Source organism: Ideonella oryzae, assembly GCF_024055665.1.
GTDB classification, from domain to species: Bacteria; Pseudomonadota; Gammaproteobacteria; order Burkholderiales; family Burkholderiaceae_C; genus Ideonella; species Ideonella oryzae.
In genome coordinates this window covers 1-18,139 of sequence record NZ_JAMXMC010000010.1, presented here as the reverse complement: position 1 = coordinate 18,139, position 18,139 = coordinate 1, and the positions used below count along the sequence as shown (strand labels likewise).

Here is an 18,139-nt window from a genome sequence, read left to right as displayed (position 1 = left end):
CCACGATGAATGCACTGGCGCTTGATCTTGTCTGGCTGGGCTGCGGCGCGCTGTTCGGCGCACGCGGTCGGGTGGTGATGAACCGCCTGACCCTGCACCCCGTTTCGGACGCCCCCTCCCAGCTGGCCACTCCCGTGCTGGAGCTGCTCGACGAATGCTGGTCCGAGGAGCGCGGGCCGCTGTGTCTGAGCCCGACCACCGAGGCCCTGCTGTCGGGCCTGCTGGAGGCCGAGCGGCCCGCCCACACGGTGCTGGAGGTGCCCGCCTTCCTGGCGGGCGATCCGACCTGGGAGGCGCGCCTGCGCGAGCGCGCCGCGGCCGGTCAGGCCCTGGCCCTCAAGGGCCGGCCGCTGCAGCCCCTGTCGCCGGAGCTGCTGGCCTGCTTCCGCCATGTGATCATCGACATGGACGACGACCGCCGCCAGACCCAGGCTCCGGCCAGCGGCGCGGCGCGCCAGACCCCCTGGGTGCAGGCCGGCACCAGCACCCCCGAGCAGGCCGGCGCCAGCCTGCGCCGCGGTGCGCTGGCGGTGCTGGGCTGGCCCCTGGGCGAGCGACCGGGCCCGGACGCCCCCCGCAAGGACGTGCCGCCCAGCGTGCAGATCGTGATGGACCTGATCCAGCGGGTGGACCGCGAAGAGCCGGTCAACCGCCTGGAAGAGGCGCTGCGCGGCGACCCCACCCTGGCCTTCCGCCTGATGCGGCTCATCAACTCGCCGGCCTTTGGTCTGTCGGTGGAGATCAACTCCTTCCAGCACGCCATCATGGTGCTGGGCTACCAGCGCCTCAAGCGCTGGCTGGCGCTGCTGGTGACCAATGCGGTGGACAACCCGGACCTGCAACCCCTGATGCAGCTGGCGGTGCGCCGCGGCCTGCTGATGGAGGAGCTGGTGCGTGCCCAGGGCGACAGCGGTGCGGCCGGCGAAGCCTTCATCTGCGGCGTCTTCTCGCTGCTGGACCGCATGCTGGGCCAGCCTTTCGAGCGCCTGCTGGGCAACCTGCCGGTGGGTGAGGGCGTGGCCCAGACCCTGGCACCGTCCGGCCAGGGACCCTACAGCCTGGCCCTGTCCGTGGCCCGCGCGGTGGAATCCGAGCTGCCGCTGGACATTGCCGAGGCGGCCGGTGCCATGCTGCTGAGCCCAGGCGAACTCAACCGGGCGGCCCTGAAGGCCATGCTGTCGGCCCAGCAGCTGCAGAGCGACTGAGACTGCGTCAGAACCCGCCAGGGCGGCGAGGGCACCGCTACACTCGGTGCATCGCCGAGCTGCCCTGCCATGTCGATCAAATCCAAGCTGTTGCCCGCTGTACGGGTGCCGGGCGACGCCCCCAACGAAGGGGGCATGGCCGTGCCTTCGGCATTGGCCGACTGCGTCTCCATCAGTCCGCTGCCCCTGCTGCTCTGTGACCCCCAGGGGCGGGTGCTGCTGGCCAACGAGGCCATGCGCACCGCGCTGGGCGGCCGGCTGGAAGCCCTGGCTGGCCTGTCCCCCGATCTGGCCGAGTTGATCGGCTGGCCGGCCCAGATGCCCGCCCGCGGCGAATCGCGCCGGCGCGAGGGCTGGGTCCCGCTGGACGGCGGCCCGCTGCGCCACTGGCGGGTCACCTCGCGTGGCGTGGCCGGCGGGTCGGGGCGCTGGCTGGTGCAGCTCGAAGACCTGGCGTTGGAAGACGCCCGCGAGCTGGCCCACATCGAGATCAGCGCCCTGATGGGCACGGCCGGCCTGGGCGTGGCCACCCACGACGCGGCGCGTGGCTGGGTCACCGCTGCGCCGCCTGCCGGTGGACGCGGAGAACGCGAGGCGGAGGGCGAGCGTGCCGTGCAGGGGCAGTCGCTGATGTCGGTGGGCCGCGACGTGGTGGCCCCCGAATCCATGGCCGACTACGACCGTCTGCAGCAGGCCTTGCGCCAGCGGCAGCGCATCGAGGTGCGCTACGCCGTCGAGCACCGGGACACCGGTCGGCGCTGGCTGATGACCCGGGTCGAGCCGGCCGAGCTCGCCGGCGGCCGGGCCGCGGTCACCGTGGTCACCCTGGACGTGACCGAGGAAGAGAACGCCCGTCGCCACAACGAGCAGCTGCTGCACGAGCTCGGCACCATCCTCGAGGTCAGCCCGGCCGGCATCGCCTACCTGCGCCGCGGTGCCCTGGTGCGCTGCAATGCCCGCTTCGAGGCCTTGCTGGGTCTGCACGGGGGGCAGGCCCAGGGGCTGTCGCTGGCCCAGGTGCTGACACAGGCCGGCCTGGACGGCACGGCCGCGGGCCAGGCCCAGCAGCTGCTGCTGCAGCAGGGGGCCTTCGAGACCGAGTTCCAGCCGGCGGGCGACGCGTCGTTGGCCGACGAACAGCCGTGGCGGTCACTGGCCCTGCGGCGGGCCGGTGCGGTGGGGGCTGACGAGGTGGTGGCGGTGGTGTCGGACATCTCCCGCCTGCGCGGCCAGCAGGCCGCACTGGCCGGACTCGAGCGTGAGCGCGAGTTGATGTTCAACCTGTCGGATGTCGGCATCGCCTACCAGCGCGAGGGCCGCATCGAGCGCGCCAACCAGGCCATGGTGGAACTCACCGGCTACCCCCGCGAGCAGTTGCAGGGTTTGGCTCTGGCCGAGCTGTGCGAGGACGAGGCCCTCTACCTGCAGTACACGGCCCACGAGCGCCGCGAGCTGGCCCAGCATGGACGTTCCCAGGGCGAACGGCGTCTGCGCCGGCGCGACGGCAGCACCCTGTGGGTGCAGGTGCACCAGCGCCGGGTGGACCTGGCCGACCCCGCAGCCGGCAGCATCGCCTCCTATGTGAACGTGGACGAGCGCCGCCGTGTGCGCGAGACCCTGCTGACCCAGGCCGACCGCACCCGCGCCATCCTGGACTCGGTGCTGGTGGGCATCGTCACCGTGGGGCCGCAGGGCATCGAGTGGATGAACCGCTCGGCCCGCCGCATGTTCGGCGGCGAGCTGGCGGATTTCATCGGTCTGCCCATCAGCGTGGTGGCCTCGTCCGAGCCGGACCATCCGCTGCGCCGTCAGGACTGGCTGGACACACTCGAAGAAGGGCAGGCCGAGACCTTCGAGTGTCGCCTGACCGCCCGCGATGGCCGTGCCTTCTGGGTGGTGGGCAACGTGGTGGTGACCGGGCGCGAGGGCGGTGGGCCGGGGGATGAGGGGCAGCTGACCTTTGCCCTGCTGGACATCGAGCGCCGCCGCGAGGCCGAGAACCGCATTGCCCAGGCCCGGGCCGGCCTGCAGCGCATCATCGAGACGGCCCCTCTGGCCATTGCCCTGTTCGACGGCGCCAACCAGCAGGTGCTGCAGCTCAACCAGAAGCTCTGCGCCTTCGCGCGCCGCCCGGCCGAGGAGATCCTGGGCCGCCAGCCGGCCCTGTGGTTGCCCGGCATCGAGGCGGCTTCGCTCTCGGCCGACCTGCACCTGGCCAGTGGCACCCAGGAAGCGGTGCGACGCGAGCTGCACCGCGAGGCCGATGCCCAGACCGGGGATGCGGCCCAGGTCTGGGACGTGAGCATCGTTTCGCTGGCCTCGGGGGGCGAATCGGGCGGCACCCAGCTGCTGCTGGTGGCCAGCGACGTGACCGAGCAGCGCGCGGCCGAGGAAGCCCGGCTGGCCGCGGCCATCGCCCAGCGCGAGATGCTGGTCAAGGAAGTCCACCACCGCATCAAGAACAACCTGCAGGGTGTGGCGGGCCTGCTGCAGCAGAACGCGCAGCGGCACCCGGAGGCCAGTGCCGCCATCGCCGAGGCGGTGGGCCATGTGCATGCCATCGCCCAGGTGCATGGGCTGCAGGTGGGCATGACGGGACCGCTGCGCGTCAAGGCGGTGATGGAGGCCATCGCCCAGTCGGTGCAGCGCATGTTCGGCCGGCCCATCACGATGGAGGTGCAGGGGGCCGACCCGCACCGCTTCGCCCTCACCGAAGCCGATTCAATCCCCGTGGCGCTCACCGTCAACGAGCTGCTGACCAACGCGATCAAGCACAGCGCAGGCGGCGCCATCGCCTGCCGCATGGAGTGCGGCGAGGATGCCGTCTCCGTGAGCGTGGCCAACCCGGGGGCCCTGGTGCCCGAGTTCAGCCTGGCCCAGGTGCCGGCGGGCATTTCCGGCCTGGGCCTGGTGCGCGCGCTGCTGCCTCGCAAGGGCGCCTCCATCACGCTGAGCCAGGAAGGGGCGACTGTCGTGGCCCGGCTGCGCCTGGCGCCTCCTGCGGTGGCGCTGCTGACACCGCTGTGACCAGTTCGGAGACAATCGAAAGCATGGCAGTCCCCGATTCCACTTCTCCGTCCAAGGGCAAGATCCTGGTCGTCGACGACGATCGGCTCGTGCTGGCCACGGTGACCCACGGGCTGATCCAGGCCGGTTTCGAGGTGATCGACGCCGACAACGGGGACGACGCGATCCTGCTGGCCCGCCAGCACCGGCCCGACCTGGCCCTGCTGGACATCCGCATGGAAGGCAAGAGCGGCTTCGACGTGGCCGACTACCTGCGCGAATCCCTGGGCACGCCCTTCATGTTCCTCTCGGCCTTCGCTGACGCGGCCACCGTGGCCCGGGTCAAGGAGCTGGGGGCGGTGGCCTATCTGGTCAAGCCGCTGGACATCGCCCAGATCGTCCCGACGGTGGAGGCGGCGGTGGCCGCCGTGCGCGCCCGTCGCGAGCGCGAGACCCTGGCCCCGGTCGCCCGGCCCGTCGCCGTGGCCCAGGTGACGCCGGTGGCGCCGCCCGCCCCGGCATCGACCGGTCGGCCTGCCGACCCTTTGAATGACCCGGTGCCGCTGGCCGTGGGGGTGTTGATGCACCGCTATTCGCTGCCGCGGGCAGAGGCCCTGCAGCGCCTGACGCGTCTGGCCCAGACGGACGGGCGTTCGCTGGCCGCGCAGGCCGCCGCCCTGGTCGATGCGGTGGAACTGCTGGCCCGGCCCGGCCAGGCCTGAGCCTGCGGTCGCCGCGCCGCGGCCGGTCAGCCCAGCGTGAAGTAGAAGCGGGCACCCTTGCCCACTTCCGATTCGGCCCAGATGTCGCCGCCGTGCCGGCGCAGGATGCGTCGCACTGACGCCAGGCCCACGCCGGTCCCCTGGAAATCCTTGGGGCTGTGCAGGCGCTGGAACACGCCGAACAGGCGGTCGGCAAAGCGCATGTCGAAGCCGGCTCCCTGGTCGGCCACCACGAAGACACGGCCATGCTCGGCCTGTTGTTCGCAGCGGAACTCGATCACCGTGTGCTCGCACTGGCCGCTGTACTTCCAGGCATTGCCCAGCAGGTTCTCCATCGCGATGCGCAGCAGGGTCGGGTCGCCGTGCACCACCAGGCCGGGTTCGATCGTGATGCTGGCCTGACGCTCCGGCGCCTGGCTGCGCAGGTCCTCCACGATGTAGCTGGCCAGCTGCGACAGGTCGACCGGCTTGCGCGCCAGTGGCTGGGACTGCAGCCGCGAGAGCGCCAGCAGCGCGTCGATCATGCTGTTCATCCGCGCGCCGGCCGCCAGCACGCGGTCGAGGTGGTCGTTGCCGATGCGGTCCAGGAAACGGCCGTAGTCCTCCTTCAGGATGCGGGCGAAACCATCGACCACCCGCAGCGGCGCGCGCAGGTCGTGCGAGACGGAGTAGACGAAGGAATCCTGGTCGGCCGCGCTGACGGCCGTCTCGGCGGCCGGATCCTGGGCGGGGCGCAGCAGCAGCAGGCGGCCCAGTGCCTCGCCTTCGCAGCTCAGGGGCAGCAGGTCGATCTTCCAGTCACCGGCCACCCGGCTTTCGCCCTCGGGCAGCTTGCGCAGCGAGGCCTGTACATCACCGGGCAGGGCCTGCTGGACCAGCTGCCAGTCCTTCTGCTGGCCCTTGGGGCCCAGCAGCCGGGCGGCGTCTGGAGACAGGCCCTGCACGTCCCAGTCCGGTCCGCTGGCGTCGGCCCCACGGGGGCGCAGGATCACCACCGGCATGTCCAGCTCGGCCCACAGCCGCTGCAGGACGGATTGGTCGAGCCGGCGCTGCTCCTCGGCGTCCACCGGGGCGATGGTGCCCACGTAACCCGCGAACTGCCCGCGCACGTCGTACTGGGGCAGGGCGCGCAGGCGCCAGTGGGTGGGAGGCGTGCCGTGGCGCACCACGCGCAGGGCCGGGATCATGGCGTGGGCATCCAGGCGAGCCAGCAGGGCGCCTGGGCTGGGCCGCGGGTCGGCCACCTCGAAATGGGTGTGCAGCAGCTGGCCGGTGGGCAGCTGTTCGGTCCAGGCGGTGGCCGGCGCACCGGGCGGCGGCCGCCAGCCCACCACACGGTGCTGGGCATCGGTGCGCCAGATCCAGCCTTCGGTCAGCTCGGCCAGGGCCTGCTGGTTCTGCGTGGCCTGGCGCAGCTGGGCATGCCGCTCCAGGCGGCCCCAGAGCAGCCCGGCCGCTGCGCAGGCGGCGCCGAACACCAGCATCGGCAACCAGGACCAGGGGCCCGACAACTCGCTGGGGCCCGCGGTCCCGCCGGCCAGCTGCCATCCCACCGCCAGGGTCGCTGCCAGCAGGGCCGCCACGGCCAGACTCACGGCGAGGCTGCGGCCACGCAGGCGACGGACTTGGGGCGAGACGGGCATGCCAGGATTGTAAGGAGCGACTCGGGCCGGACCGCCGGGGACGGCCCCGCATGGTTCATCTGCGACAGAAATGCACGGGAAGCGGCTGGAACAGGCCTTTTTCCGGCTTGACGTGATAGAAACGTGCGCCGATGCTACGAGCTCGCACCCTTGACCGGGTGGAACTCGGTGGGGCACCGGTTCGCGGCACAATGACCCCGTCCCGAAGCCGTCGCCTGAGCCGACCCACGTTCGCCTTTTGCCCTTGAAAGATGTTTGACACCCCGAGGGATCCCAGGTCCGAGGCCGGTGCCGCTGACAGCGCAGCATCGGTGCTGGACGCTGCCTGCCTGGATCAATTGCGTGCACTCGATCCCGTCGGGGGCAGTTTTCTGCAACGGGTGCTCCAGACCTATCAGCGCTCCCTCTCCTCGCAGGAGACGGCGATCGCCCAGGCCCTCGCCGCCGGTGACAGTGGCGCGCTTTCACATGCCGCACATGCCCTGAAGTCTGCATCGGCCAGTGTGGGGGCGCTGCAGCTCTCGCGCCTGTGCGCCCAGATGGAGCAGGCTGTGCGCGACGGTCAGCCTGAACTGCTACCGGCCCTGGTGGCGCAGTTCCAGGAAGAGGCCCTGCGCGTTCACGCTGCGGTGGCTCAGCTGCTGGGTGGTGGTGTCGTTCCATGAGGAACGCCAGCGCGTCTTCGCTGCAGGACCCGGTCGAGGATCGGCCCAAGGTTCTGCTGGTCGACGACGACGAGGTCAACCTGATGCTGGTCTCCGCGGCCCTGACGAAGCATGGGTTCGACGTGACCGAAGCCGGCAGCGGCGACGAGGCCCTGCGCATCCTGGGCGGCTGGATCCCGGATCTGGTGGTGCTGGATGCCCGCATGCCGGGCCTGGACGGCTTCGAGACCTGCGAGGAGCTGCGCGGCATGTACGGGCTGGAGAACGTGCCCGTGCTGATGCTGACCGGCCTGGACGACGAGGCCTCGATCAAGCGCGCCTATGACGCTGGCGCCACTGATTTCTTCGTCAAATCCAATCAATGGAGCCTGCTGGCCGGCCGCCTGCGCCACATGCTGCGCGCGGCGCGCACCCAGCAGGAACTGATCCGCAGCCGGGCCAAGCTGGCCCGGGCCCAGGACCTGGCCCGCATGGGCAGCTTCGAATGGTGGCACCACCCCGAGCGCGGCCTGCCCTTCGGCATGGAGCTGTCCGAGGAGGCGCTGCGCGTGTTCGGCAGTGCGCCCGATGACCGTCTGAGCTTCCGCGACCTGCTGCGCATGATGACGCGCGAGGAACGGCATGGCCTGATCCGCGGCATGCGCCAGATCGTGCGCCAGGTCTTCGGCATCGCCATGGATGTGCCGCTTTCGCGCGGCGTCAAGCGCAACCGCATCATCCACGTCGAGGGCGAGCCCGAATTTGGCGAGTACGGCCAGTGCATCGGCTACACCGGCATCGTGCAGGACGTGACCGAGCGCCACCAGGCCGAGGACTCCATCCGCAAGCTGGCCAACAAGGACCCGCTGACCCAGCTGCCCAATCGGCGCCAGTTCAACTGGCGGGCCGAGCGGGCCCTGGAACAGGCGCGGCGCATGGGCCACAAGATGGCCCTGCTGCTGATCGACCTGGACCGTTTCAAGAACATCAACGACACCCTGGGTCACGCGGCCGGCGACGAGCTGCTGCTCGAGGTCTCGATGCGCCTGCGCGGCTGCGTGCGCCACAGCGACCAGATCTTTGATGGCACCGTCGAGGCGGTGGGATCGCGCTTTCACCGGGCGTTGGAGGCCGTGGGCCGACTGGGGGGCGACGAGTTTGTGGCCCTGCTGCCCGAGGTCGAAGACGAGCGCGACGCCGAACGGGTGGCCCAGCGCATCCTGGAGGCCCTGCGCCAGCCGGTCTACGTGGCCGACCAGGAGTTCTTTGCCACCGCCAGCGTGGGCATTGCCCTGTATCCACGCGACGGCCAGACCGTGGCCGACCTGCTGCGCAACGCCGACGTGGCGATGTACGCCGCCAAGGACCGCGGCCGCAACGGCTCGGTGCTCTACACCCCGAACCTGGCGGTGCGCGACCGCGAGAAACTGGAACTCGAGACGGCGCTGCACAAGGCCATCGAGCGCAACGAACTGGTGCTGTACTACCAGCCCAAGGTGGATGCCCAGAGCGGCCGCCTGATGGGCGTGGAAGCCCTGATGCGCTGGCGCCGGGGCGAGGCGCTGGTGCCCCCCAACGAGTTCATCCCCATGGCCGAGGAGACCGGCCTGATCGTGCCGCTGTCCGAATGGGCGCTGCGCGAGGCGGCGCGCCAGGCCCACGAATGGCAGCAGGCCTTCGGCTTCAACGAGTCGATCGCCGTCAACATGCCCAGCCGCATGTTCCTGCGCCAGGACCTGGTGGACCTCATCCACGAGGCGGTCAAGCCCTACGGCATCCCGCACCGCATGCTGCTGCTCGAAATCACCGAGAGCAGCCTGATGAAGGACCTGCAGAGCATTCTGCCCACGCTGCACCGCCTCAACGAGGTGGGTGTGCAGATTTCGGTGGACGACTTCGGCACCGGGTATTCCTCGCTTCAGTATCTGACCGAACTGCCGATCTCTGAATTGAAGATCGACCGCTCCTTCGTCAACAAGCTTGGCCGCGAGCCCAAGGCGAGCGAGGTGATCCACCTGATCATCTCGCTGGCCCAGGCGCTCAGCCTGCGCGTGGTCGCCGAAGGCGTGGAGAACACCACGCAGATGAACCTGCTGCGCAGCCTGCAATGTCGCATGATGCAGGGCTACCTGATCAGCCGCCCGATGCCCGGCACCGATCTGCCGAACTGGGTGGCCGAGCATGTGGCCGTGCCCAGCGCCACGGTGGCCGCGGAGCCGCTGGCCCTGAGCCAGGCCGGAGAAACCCACCCGGCAGCGTCCCGCTGAACCAGCGCACGGGGCGCTGCCAGCCCGCCCCGACATGAACGCCACCACCGAACAAACACCCGCCCAGATCGCCAAGGCCGCACTGCGCCGCCTGGCGGTGGCCAAGCTGGAGCCCACGCCCGAGAACTACGCCGAGGCCTGGGCCGAAGAATGCGGCTCTGCCGTGTCGACCCTGCCGCCCCGCGCCCGCACGGTGCTGGAGCGTCTCTCGCAGCGCTTTGGCGATGACCCGGCCCAGCGCGCGGAGTTGCTGCAGGCCATGCTGCAGGGCCAGTGGGACCAGGCGCAGCGCGTGACCGACCGGGTGGTGGACAGCCCCGCTGCCCAGGCCCAGGCCTGGGCCCAGCTGATCGAGCGCCTGACCCGGGCCCTGGAGCGCAGCGGCAAGCAATGGTCCGTGGCGCGCAAGAAGGAGAGTCTGCAGCGGGTGCTGGACTCCAGCCGCAGTGATGTCCAGCGCCTGCAGCACCGGCTGCGGCAGTTGGTCGGCTCCTGGGACACCGACGGCGACATGCCTGCGCTGGACGACGAGCCCACGCCGCCGGCCTCCCTGGACGAGTCCGCACCAAGCGCTGCGTTGACGGGCGATGTCCCGGCGGGGGCGCCGGAGGACACAAGCGAGGCCCTGCACGGCCACTGGGTGTCGGTGATGCAGCCGCTGGAATCCACCGTGCGGGCCGCGCTGCCGCCCGAGGCCGGGCGCGCCGCGGCCCTGGCCGACGAACTGGCCAGCCTGGCCGGCCGTCTGGCCGAGGACGGTGCCACGCCGGAGCTGGCGGGCGCGGTGGCCGAGGTGTGCGGGCGGGCCCGCCGGCTGCTGGCTCACCGGCACCACCTGCTGGACCAGGTGCATCGGCTCAGCCAGGAACTGGCGGGTGGCCTGGCCGAGCTGTCCGAAGACGAAAGCTGGGTCCAGGGGCAGCTGGCCGGCTTGAAGGAGCGGCTGGGCGAGACGCCCAATGCCCGTGGGGTGCAGGCGGCGGCCCAACTGCTGGCCGAGACCCGCGCACGGCAGCAGGCCCTGCGGCAGGACCGCGAGCAGGCCCGCCAGGCCCTCAAGGCGCTGCTGCAGCAGATGCTGGCCGAGCTGGGCGAACTGGACCAGCACACCGGCCGCTTCAGCGATGGCATGCAGCGCTATGCCGAGACGGTGCAGAGCGCCCAGTCGCTGGAGAGTCTGGCCGATGTCGTGCGCGAGATGGTGGCCGAAAGCCGCAGTGTGCATGGCCTGGTCAGCGCCACCCGCGGGCGCCTGCAGGACGAGCACCGTCGGGCCAGCGAGCTCGAGACCCAGGTGCGGGCGCTGGAGGCCGAGTTGCGGCGCCTGTCCGACGAGGTGGCCACCGATGCCCTGACCCAGGTGGCCAACCGCCGCGGCCTGATGCAGCAGTTCGAGGTGGAGCAGGCGCGCATCGCCCGCGAGGGCACGAGCCTGGCCATCGGCCTGCTGGACATCGACAACTTCAAGCGCCTGAACGACACCCTGGGCCACACTGCCGGCGACGAAGCGCTCAAGGCCCTGGCCGAGCATGTGCGCGGCTCCCTGCGTCCGGTGGATGCCGTGGCCCGTTTCGGCGGCGAGGAGTTTGTGGTGCTGCTGCCCGGCACGCCGGTGGACGAGGCCCAGCAGGTGCTCACCCGCCTGCAGCGCCGGCTCAGCGCGAGCCTCTTCATGCACGAGAACAAGGAAGTGTTCGTCACCTTCTCGGCCGGCGTGACCCAGTATCGCCCGGGCGAGACGCTGGAAGAGGCGCTGGAGCGGGCCGACGAGGCCCTCTACGAGGCCAAGCGCAGCGGCAAGAACCGCACCTGCCTGGGCTGAAGCCCGGCAGCCGCCCCTTCAGTGGGCGTGGCCGGGGCCGTGGCGGCCTGTCCGCCTGCCATGCACGCCGTCCACGTGAGGGGGCAGACCTTCTTCGCCGGTCCCCGGGGCCCCCGGCTGGTCCAGTTCGGACAGGATGCCGCACTCGCTGCCCGGCACGGCCTGGCAGCGCCCCCGCAATTCCCGCAATTGGCGCGCCAGGGTCTGCAGCTCGGCGATGCGCTGCTCCACATGGCCGATGTGGGCATCCAGCACCGCATTGGCCTCGCCACAGTGGGCGGCCGGGTCGTCGCGGAACCCCAGCAACGCCCGGATCTCGTCCTGCGCCATGTCCAGCGAGCGGCAGCGCCGGATGAAGGCCAGGCGCTGCACATGGGCCTCGCCGTAGACCCGGTAATTGCCGGCGCTGCGCGGTGGGGCGGGCAGCAGGCCCTCGCGCTCGTAATAGCGGATGGTTTCCACCGGGGTGCCCGTGGCGGCGGCGAGGTCTCCGATCTTCATCGCTTGACTCTACACCTGCTACAGGGTTTGCAATGCGGGCATGGACAAGCGACTGCCCTCCCACGATCACCACGATCACCACCGCCATGCCCACCATGACCATGCCGATCATGGCCATGGCCACCACGGTCATGATCACGGCACGGCGGCCTGCTGCGGGTCCTCACCGGCCTCGCCCTGTGGCTCGGCCGCCTGCGACACCTCGCCTTGGGAGGCGGGCGACGGTCCAGTGCTGCGTCTGAGGGTGCCGGCCATGGACTGCGGCGCCGAGGAGGCCGAGATCCGCCGCGCGCTGGAGCCGCTGGCCGGCATCCGGGCCCTGCGCTTCGATCTGGGGCGACGCCTGCTCAGCGTGCAGGCGCCCGAGGCCTTGTTCCCGGCGGTGGAGTCCGCGCTCCAGCGCCTGGGCATGCCCGGCGAACGCCTGCCGGATGGCGGCGCGCCCGCATCGGTCGAGCGCGTCTGGCCCCGCCTGGCAGGGGCCCTGGCAGCGGCCGTCGCGGCGGAGGCCCTGGCCGCCCTGGCGCCGGCCGGGTTGCCGTGGCGGCTGGTGGGCATGGCGTTGGCCGTGCTGGCTATCGCGCTGGCCGGCCTGGGCACCTACCGCAAGGGCCTGGCCGCCTTGCGCGGCCTGCGGCTGAACATCAATGCCCTGATGACCGTGGCCGTCACCGGGGCCTTCGTGATCGGCGACTGGCCCGAGGCCGCGATGGTGATGGCGCTCTACGCCATCGCCGAGTGGATCGAGGCCCGTGCCGTGGACCGCGCCCGCAACGCCGTGCGCGAGTTGCTGGCGCTGGCCCCCCAGGAGGCCGAGGTGCAGCAGGCCGACGGCCAGTGGCAGCGCGTGGCCACCGCCGCGGTGGCGGTGGGGGCGCGGGTGCGGCTGCGGCCAGGCGAGCGGGTGCCGCTGGACGGTGAGATCGTGGCCGGGCAGGGCAGCCTGAACCAGGCCCCCATCACCGGCGAGAGCCTGCCGGTGGACAAGGGGCCGGGCGACCCGGTCTATGCGGGCAGCATCAACCTGAGCAGCGCGCTGGAGCTGCGCGTGAGCGCCCCGGCCGACGACAGCCTGCTGGCCCGCATCACCCATGCCGTGGAACAGGCCCAGGGCGCGCGTGCGCCGACCCAGCGCTTTGTCGACCGCTTCGCGGCGGTCTACACCCCGGTGGTGTTCGTGCTGGCGCTGGCCGTGGCGGTGCTGGGGCCCTGGCTGGCCGGCTGGCCCCCCCTGGATGGCGTGTACCGCGCGCTGGTGCTGCTGGTGATCGCCTGCCCCTGCGCCCTGGTCATCTCCACCCCGGTGACGGTGGTCAGCGCGCTCGCCGCGGCGGCTCGGCAGGGGGTGCTGGTCAAGGGTGGGCTGTTCCTGGAGCAGGCCCGGCAGCTGCGTGTGGTGGCGCTGGACAAGACCGGCACCCTGACCGAGGGCCGGCCCCGCCTGGTGGCCCAGGAATGGCTGGCGGACACGCCCGATCCGGCCTGGGTGGGCCTGGCCCAGGCCCTGGCGGCCCGCTCCGACCACCCGGTGTCGCAGGCCATTGCGGGGGGGCTGCCGGCTCCCGTGGCAGGGGCCGGGGCTGCCGCGCTGGACGCCTTTGCGGCCGAGGTGGGCCGGGGCGTGCAGGCCCGCACGGACCTTGGATCGATCGTGCGCCTGGCCAACCACCGCTGGGTCGAGGAGCTGAGGCTGTGTTCGCCGGCCCTGGAAGCCCGCATGGCGGTGCATGAGCAGCAGGGGCGCAGCATCTCGCTGCTCGTCATCGATCAGCAGGTCCAGGCCCTGTTCGCGGTGGCCGACACCCTGCGCCCGGGCATGCCCGAGGCCATGGCCGAGTTGCAGACCCTGGGGCTCACGCCGGTGATGCTGACCGGGGACAACAGCCGCACTGCCCAGGCGGTGGCCGCCCAGGCCGGCGTGGCCGAGGTGCGGGCCCAGTTGCTGCCCGAGGACAAGCTGGCCGCCATCCGCGAGCTTCAGCAGCGTCTGGGGCCGGTGGCCATGGTGGGCGACGGCATCAACGACGCTCCGGCCCTGGCCGGGGCCGACATCGGCGTGGCCATGGGCGGTGGGGGCACCCACGTGGCCATGGAGGCTGCCGATGTGGTGGTGATGAACGACAACCCGCGGCGGCTGGCGCTGCTGGTGCGGCTGTCACGCCGCACGCATGCGGTGCTGTGGCAGAACATCGCGTTGGCCCTGGGCATCAAGGCGGTGTTCCTGGCGCTGGCGGTGTTCGACCACGCCAGCATGTGGATGGCCGTGTTCGCCGACATGGGCGCCAGCCTGCTGGTGGTGGGCAACGGCCTGCGTCTGCGCCGTCTGCCCGCGGGGACGTCCCCGGACGCCTGAGCGGTCCTGGCCTCAGGCCCGCGGTGTTGTGCTGCCGTGGGTGGCGCGAGACGTTTTGCGGTGCTGGCTCTTGCCGGCGTGGGCCAGGTGCTGGGTCCCGTCCTTCCGGGCCGTGGTCCGATGGGCGCTGCCGCTGTGGGCCACCGAGTGGGGCGCCGAGTGGGCGGTCGTGTGGACCGATCCCTTGGCCGAGGACTTGTTCGCGACCCGGGTCGCCGTCTTGCCGTGGGCCTTGGTGGCGCTGCCCGCCTGGGCCACATGGCTGTGGCCGCTGGCGTGGGATGCCTTGACGCCACTCTTGTGCACATGGGCCTGGGCCACCTGGTGCTGTTGGCCGTGCGCCTTCGCGACGGTTCGCTGGCCCGCATGCTTGCTTGTCGGGTGGCTGGCGTGCCTGTGCGTCGGCGCCGGTGCTTCCGCTGCGGCGGCAGTGGGTTGGGTGCGGGCCTGGGCCAGCGGGGCGAGGGTCAACACCATGGCTCCCAGCAGGGAGACCAGGGCGGTGCGGGGCAGGATGGGGTGACGCATACGGATCATCCGGAAAGAAAAGCCGAACAAGGGGCCTTCGGAGGCCGCCCGCATTCTGCACCCAGTGCGATGAACGCAGGCAGGTCGCAGGCGGGTGAGGCCGCCGTGCTCACCGGCCGCCGCTGCGGGGGCCGCGGCCACCGGCCTTGCCAGCGGGTTTGCCATGCTGCGCACCCGCGCGGGCGCTGAACTTCGGTGCTGCGCCCCGCCCTTCCGGAGCGGGCCGACCACCGGTCTCGCGCGGCGGCAGGCCGGTGTGCTGGGTCAGGATCTGACCCTTCACCGGCGGTTTGCCCCCCGTCTTCGCACCGCCCTTGGCCGGTGTCGGCGTGGAATTGCTGCGCCGCGCGCTCTGGTAGCTGCCGTCGGTGCTGGGCTGCCAGGTCGGGATCAGGTGGTGCTTGCCGTTGCCGATCAGGTCGGCGCGGCCCATGGTCTTCAGGGCTTCGCGCAGCAGTGGCCAGTTGTTGGCGTCGTGGTAGCGCAGGAAGGCCTTGTGCAGGCGGCGGCGTTTCTCGCCGCGCACGATGTCCACCTTCTCGCCCTTGCGCGCGTCGCGGCTGATGCCCTTGAGCGGGTTCAGGCCGGAGTGGTACATGGCCGTGGCGGTGGCCATGGGGCTGGGGTAGAAGGTCTGCACCTGGTCCGCGCGGAAGCCGTTGCGCTTCAACCAGAGCGCCAGGTTCATCATGTCCTCGTCGCTGGTGCCCGGGTGGGCGGCGATGAAATAGGGGATCAGGAACTGCTGCTTGCCGGCCTCGGCGCTGTACTGGTCGAACATGGCCTTGAAGACATCGTAGGTGCCGATGCCGGGCTTCATCATCTTCGACAGCGGGCCGCCCTCGGTGTGCTCCGGGGCGATCTTCAGGTAGCCGCCCACATGGTGCTGCACCAGCTCCTTGACGTACTCGGGCGACTTGACCGCCAGGTCGTAGCGCAGGCCCGAGCCGATCAGGATCTTCTTGATGCCCCTGAGCGCCCGCGCGCGCCGGTAGATCTTCACCAGCGGGGCGTGGTCGGTGTTGAGGTTCGGGCAGATGCCGGGGTAGACGCAGCTGGGCTTGCGGCAGGCGGCTTCGATCTCCGGGCTCTTGCAGCCCAGCCGGTACATGTTGGCGGTGGGGCCACCCAGGTCGGAGATGACGCCGGTGAAGCCCTTGACCTTGTCGCGGATCTCCTCGACCTCGTGGATGATCGAATCTTCCGAGCGGCTCTGGATGATGCGGCCCTCGTGCTCGGTGATGGAGCAGAAGGTGCAGCCGCCGAAGCAGCCGCGCATGATGTTCACGCTGAAGCGGATCATCTCCCAGGCCGGGATCTTGGTCGCGCCGTCGTGGCTGCCGTGTTCGTCGGCATAGGTCGGGTGCGGCCCGCGCGCATAGGGCAGGTCGAACACATGGTCCATCTCGGCCATGGCCAGCGGCAGCGGCGGCGGGTTGATCCACACGTCGCGCAGGGCCGGGCCCTCGCCATGGCGCTGCACCAGAGCCCGGGCGTTGCCGGGGTTGGTCTCCAGGTGCAGCACGCGGCTGGCGTGGGCGTAGAGCACCGGGTCGCTCTTGACCTGTTCAAAGGCCGGCAGGCGGATCACCGTGCGCTCGCGCGGGGTGGTGACGGCTCGGCCCTCGGTCTTGGCCAGCGGTTGGCGCACGATGCGGATGGGCTGGGCGCTCGGCTCCGCACCCGGGGCGGCCGTCGCATCCTGGGCCTGGGCGCAGGCCACGCCCTCGGCGGCGGCCTGCTCCTCGGTCGTCAGGTAGGGGTTGAGCAGGGCGTCGATCTTGCCCGGAGCGTCCACCTCCGTGCTGTCGATCTCGTACCAGCCGGCCAGTGCGGCGTCGTCCGGCTTGCGCAGGAAGGCGGTGCCGCGCACATCGGTGATGCTCTCGATGGGCTTGCGTTGGGCCAGGCGGTGGGCGATCTCGACGATGGCCCGTTCGGCGTTGCCGTACAGCAGCAGGTCGGCCTTGCTGTCCACCAGGATGGAGCGGCGCACCTTGTCGCTCCAGTAGTCGTAGTGGGCGATGCGGCGCAGCGAGGCCTCGATGCCGCCGATCACCACCGGCACATCCTTGAAGGCCTCGCGGCAGCGCTGGGTGTAGACCAGGGTGGCGCGGTCGGGCCGCTTGCCGGCTGCGCCGCCGGGCGTGTAGGCGTCGTCACTGCGGATCTTCCGGTCCGCGGTGTAGTGGTTGATCATCGAATCCATGTTCCCGGCGGCCACGCCGAAGAACAGGTTGGGCCGGCCCAGCGCACGGAAGGCGTCGGCCGAGTTCCAGTCCGGCTGGGCAATGATGCCCACGCGAAAGCCTTGTGCTTCCAGCACCCGGCCGATCACCGCCATGCCGAAGCTGGGGTGGTCCACATAGGCATCGCCGCTGACGATGATGATGTCGCAGCTGTCCCAACCCAGCTGCTCCATCTCCTTGCGGCTCATGGGCAGAAAGGGCGCAGGGCCGAAGCGCTTGGCCCAGAAGGGCCGGTAGGCCGTCAGGGCCTTGGGCTTGGCGGGTGCGCGGGAGGTGGGGGCGTCGAGGGTGATGGACACGGCGGCAGCGGGTGCAGGCCCGGGACGGTGGGACCGGACAAACCAGAAAAGCGGGAATCGGGGCGGAAAAGCCGAAAGCCGGGCGGGCCGCAAGGCCTCGTCCGGCGAAACAGCCCCTATTGTCCCTCCTGGCGGTCGGCGGCGCGATAACCCCACCGGGCGTCCGGCGAAGTCGGTCACGGCCTTGGGGCGGATCCGGAGATGGTGCTCGGTCAGCAGTTGAGCGACGCCGCTCGTCTTGCGTGCCCCGCCCAGAGCCCAGGGGCTTCAACCCAAGGACCCCAACTGAATCACTGCAGCGACTGAAGGGGGCAGGTCACTGAAGAGCACACTTCTGCTGTAGCTCCGGCATTCGAGCTAAGCCGCGCCGTTGTGCGTCGGCGCTTGAGTGAGAGGCTGGTCGCACTTGCGTCAACGGAGCCGCAGAGTTGTCAGAAGTCGGTCCCAGAGGTTCAGATCGAAGTCTTGAGAGAGCATCAGGGATGCAGACGAGGGATCGATCTTTACGATTTCTCGATATTTTTGCTGAATCTCGAATCCTTCTGCGCGATATCGAGCCAGGACGTCCCGTAAAGAATCAATATTCGCAGTTCTTATGTTTAGCCGTACGGCGGTGCCACCAAGGCATGTATCAAAGTAACGCTTTCCGTCCTTGCCTGCTGTTAGCAGCATGCCGGTGTCGCCGCTCGCTATGAAAAAGTTGCCACCGTTCCTGCAAATTCGACTGGTCATGTATAGGCCGAATCCAGAGTTCGTCCATGGGCCACGTTTGACTAGGGAAGGTCTGCACAACTCGCAACCCGTGGTGCTTGGCGCCGACGTGAAGCGCTGAGACGATACGGGCCATGAAGCAGCACAGCCTGGGTTTGGGACAGACGACCAAGCGAACGCGGCGCCGGG

The 18,139-nt window shown here is 70.6% G+C and carries 11 protein-coding genes; 7 read left to right on the top strand and 4 right to left on the bottom strand.

Annotated features, from left to right (window positions below; all coding sequences use genetic code 11):
- Positions 1-5: 5 nt before the first annotated feature.
- The 3 genes from M0L44_RS16960 (at position 6) to M0L44_RS16950 (ending at position 4,933) form a co-directional block, all read left to right on the top strand.
- The gene (locus M0L44_RS16960) at positions 6-1,205 is read left to right on the top strand and encodes an EAL and HDOD domain-containing protein (protein WP_252770998.1); all 1,200 of its coding nucleotides are present in this window, start codon (positions 6-8) and stop codon (positions 1,203-1,205) included.
- 69 nt (positions 1,206-1,274) lie between these two features.
- Positions 1,275-4,232, top strand: coding sequence for a PAS domain S-box protein (locus tag M0L44_RS16955; protein ID WP_252770997.1), 2,958 nt, complete (start codon positions 1,275-1,277; stop codon positions 4,230-4,232).
- A gap of 23 nt (positions 4,233-4,255) precedes the next feature.
- On the top strand, positions 4,256-4,933 hold the full coding sequence (locus M0L44_RS16950; protein ID WP_252770996.1) for a response regulator: 678 nt from the start codon (positions 4,256-4,258) through the stop codon (positions 4,931-4,933).
- 26 nt (positions 4,934-4,959) lie between these two features.
- On the opposite strand, the gene M0L44_RS16945 is transcribed toward M0L44_RS16950, so the two are convergent.
- A complete protein-coding gene (locus M0L44_RS16945) occupies positions 4,960-6,576 on the bottom strand; it encodes a sensor histidine kinase (protein ID WP_252770995.1) in 1,617 nt (538 codons plus the stop codon).
- 311 nt (positions 6,577-6,887) lie between these two features.
- Here M0L44_RS16945 and M0L44_RS16940 point away from each other — a divergent pair, with 311 nt between their 5' ends.
- From M0L44_RS16940 to M0L44_RS16930, 3 genes are read left to right on the top strand one after another with little or no spacing between them, the layout of a single operon-like run.
- The gene (locus M0L44_RS16940; protein ID WP_252770994.1) at positions 6,888-7,241 is read left to right on the top strand and encodes an Hpt domain-containing protein; all 354 of its coding nucleotides are present in this window, start codon (positions 6,888-6,890) and stop codon (positions 7,239-7,241) included.
- The gene (locus M0L44_RS16935; RefSeq protein ID WP_252770993.1) at positions 7,238-9,487 is read left to right on the top strand and encodes a putative bifunctional diguanylate cyclase/phosphodiesterase; all 2,250 of its coding nucleotides are present in this window, start codon (positions 7,238-7,240) and stop codon (positions 9,485-9,487) included. Before M0L44_RS16940 ends, M0L44_RS16935 begins: the two co-directional genes overlap by 4 nt.
- Before the next feature lie 34 nt (positions 9,488-9,521).
- Entirely contained in the window at positions 9,522-11,309 is a 1,788-nt protein-coding gene (locus M0L44_RS16930; protein ID WP_252770992.1) for a GGDEF domain-containing protein, read from the top strand.
- A gap of 18 nt (positions 11,310-11,327) precedes the next feature.
- On the opposite strand, the gene cadR is transcribed toward M0L44_RS16930, so the two are convergent.
- Complete coding sequence (gene cadR, locus M0L44_RS16925; RefSeq protein WP_252770991.1) at positions 11,328-11,810, bottom strand: Cd(II)/Pb(II)-responsive transcriptional regulator; 483 nt, start codon at positions 11,808-11,810, stop codon at positions 11,328-11,330.
- 40 nt (positions 11,811-11,850) lie between these two features.
- Between cadR and M0L44_RS16920 the strand changes: the two genes are divergently transcribed.
- Positions 11,851-14,163, top strand: coding sequence for a heavy metal translocating P-type ATPase (locus tag M0L44_RS16920; RefSeq protein ID WP_252770990.1), 2,313 nt, complete (start codon positions 11,851-11,853; stop codon positions 14,161-14,163).
- A gap of 12 nt (positions 14,164-14,175) precedes the next feature.
- On the opposite strand, the gene M0L44_RS16915 is transcribed toward M0L44_RS16920, so the two are convergent.
- Both M0L44_RS16915 and M0L44_RS16910 read right to left on the bottom strand, forming a co-directional pair.
- Entirely contained in the window at positions 14,176-14,691 is a 516-nt protein-coding gene (locus M0L44_RS16915) for a hypothetical protein (RefSeq protein WP_252770989.1), read from the bottom strand.
- A 109-nt stretch (positions 14,692-14,800) separates the two neighbouring features.
- Positions 14,801-17,239 carry a YgiQ family radical SAM protein gene (locus tag M0L44_RS16910; protein WP_252770988.1) on the bottom strand — a complete coding sequence of 813 codons (2,439 nt, stop codon included), beginning with the start codon at positions 17,237-17,239 and terminating at the stop codon, positions 14,801-14,803.
- Positions 17,240-18,139 lie beyond the last annotated feature (900 nt).

What these genes read in the sequence shown, in the direction of transcription:
- M0L44_RS16960 (WP_252770998.1), top strand. Translation starts at nt 6, where the DNA reads ATGAATGCACTGGCGCTTGATCTTGTCTGGCTGGGCTGCGGCGCGCTG.
- M0L44_RS16955 (WP_252770997.1), top strand. Translation starts at nt 1,275, where the DNA reads ATGTCGATCAAATCCAAGCTGTTGCCCGCTGTACGGGTGCCGGGCGAC.
- M0L44_RS16950 (WP_252770996.1), top strand. Translation starts at nt 4,256, where the DNA reads ATGGCAGTCCCCGATTCCACTTCTCCGTCCAAGGGCAAGATCCTGGTC.
- M0L44_RS16945 (WP_252770995.1), bottom strand. Translation starts at nt 6,576, where the DNA reads ATGCCCGTCTCGCCCCAAGTCCGTCGCCTGCGTGGCCGCAGCCTCGCC.
- M0L44_RS16935 (WP_252770993.1), top strand. Translation starts at nt 7,238, where the DNA reads ATGAGGAACGCCAGCGCGTCTTCGCTGCAGGACCCGGTCGAGGATCGG.
- M0L44_RS16930 (WP_252770992.1), top strand. Translation starts at nt 9,522, where the DNA reads ATGAACGCCACCACCGAACAAACACCCGCCCAGATCGCCAAGGCCGCA.
- cadR (WP_252770991.1), bottom strand. Translation starts at nt 11,810, where the DNA reads ATGAAGATCGGAGACCTCGCCGCCGCCACGGGCACCCCGGTGGAAACC.
- M0L44_RS16920 (WP_252770990.1), top strand. Translation starts at nt 11,851, where the DNA reads ATGGACAAGCGACTGCCCTCCCACGATCACCACGATCACCACCGCCAT.
- M0L44_RS16915 (WP_252770989.1), bottom strand. Translation starts at nt 14,691, where the DNA reads ATGCGTCACCCCATCCTGCCCCGCACCGCCCTGGTCTCCCTGCTGGGA.